1 protein-coding gene is annotated in these 1,733 nt (G+C 36.7%); it reads right to left on the reverse strand.

All coding sequences use genetic code 11. The features are described 5' to 3' along the window. Positions 1-448: 448 nt before the first annotated feature. Positions 449-1,381, reverse strand: a complete 933-nt coding sequence (gene cysK, locus G625_RS0114635; protein WP_029201682.1) for a cysteine synthase A — start codon at positions 1,379-1,381, stop codon at positions 449-451. Between the last annotated feature and the right edge of the window lie 352 nt (positions 1,382-1,733).

The following is a 1,733-nucleotide window of genomic DNA, read 5'->3' on the forward strand; positions in this document are numbered from 1 at the left end:
TTGCATGTGTTAGGCACGCCGCCAGCGTTCATCCTGAGCCAGGATCGAACTCTCATATTAAATACAAAAGAGATTTCTCTCTTTTAAGTTCTTCCTTGTTCAGAACTCACTAGCTTAGCTTGTTCTGTCCGTTATTATTTACTGCGAATAGTTTCGCTTTAGACCTTTTGGTCTCGCTTCATCGTTGTTAAACTATGAAGCTCTGAATCTTCTTTATAGAATCTTCAGGGTCTGTGTATTAATCGATCTTTGATTTTCAAGGTTCAAATAAGCTTCGTTAGAAGCTATTTTCTTGCCGCTCTTGTTGAGCGCTAAGTTAATATAGCAACTAACGAAGCATATGTCAAACACTTTTTTAAATATTTTTCTTTCTATCCAGCTTCTATCCAGCTTTATTTTTTATTTTTATTTATTTTTTTGAATCAATTTTTCAGTTTTTTCAAAGAGATCATGAATTAAACAATGCCGTAGAATAATATCTGTCCCCACTATCAGGCAACAATGCAACTATAGTTTTACCCTTGTTTTCAGGTCTCTTAGCTAACTGTATTGCACCGAATAATGCAGCACCGGAAGATATACCAACTGAAATACCTTCTTTTCTTGCAAGCAGCTTGGCTGTATCGAATGCATCCTGAGCCGGAGCCTTAAACACCTCATCATATACTTTAGTATTTAAAACCTTAGGAACGAAGCCTGCTCCAATGCCCTGAATCTTATGAGCGCCGCTTCTTCCCTCTGAAAGTACCGGTGAATCCTCAGGCTCCAAAGCGACAACCTTTATATCAGGATTCTTTTCCTTTAAATACTCACCGATACCTGTTATAGTTCCGCCTGTACCGACACCGGCTATAAATATATCAACCTTACCGTCCGTATCATTCCAGATTTCAGGACCTGTTGTATTTTTATGCATTTTAGGATTTGCAGGGTTATCAAACTGACCTGGTATAAAGTTGTCAGGAATTTCCTTTGATAATTCCTCAGCTTTTTCAATAGCACCCTTCATGCCTTTAGAACCTTCTGTAAGAACAATTTCAGCGCCATAGGCTTTGATAATGTTTCTTCTTTCAACGCTCATGGTTTCAGGCATTGTGAGAATCAATCTGTAACCTTTTGACGCAGCAATTGAAGCAAGTCCGATTCCTGTATTACCGGATGTCGGTTCAATTATAACTGAACCCTTTTTCAATACTCCTCTTTCTTCCGCATCCTCAATCATCGCTTTAGCGATACGATCTTTTACACTTCCTGCCGGATTTAAATATTCCAGTTTTACAAGTATGGTTGCCTCAAGATTTAATTCTTTTTCAATATTTACAACCTCAACAAGTGGTGTATTTCCTATAAGATCCAATGTACCCTTAAATATCTTTCCCATGACTCCTCCTTCATCTGCAATGGATTTTAAATGATATGTTAATAATACCACGTTGCCAAAATGATATATAATTTTTAAATCTTATCATTGGCTATAATTTTCTATTATAATAAGCGCTCCTTGATAAAGAGTATTTACATATTCTTTTGAAGTGATTCGGGAAGCGTGTTTCCACGATAGATATATATGGACATAAAAAAACTTTCCAACTACTATAGTCAGAAAGCTTGAAAATCTTAATCATTATTCGTGCCTTGAAAACAGCATACCATTTATGAATCATTCTCAGTAATCCATCTAAACCTCTAACCTTTCCAGCCTTTTTGGACAAGCCCTCGACCTATTAGTAACT

The organism is Oribacterium sp. NK2B42 (genome assembly GCF_000424445.1).
In the GTDB taxonomy this organism is placed as follows: Bacteria; Bacillota; Clostridia; order Lachnospirales; family Lachnospiraceae; genus Oribacterium.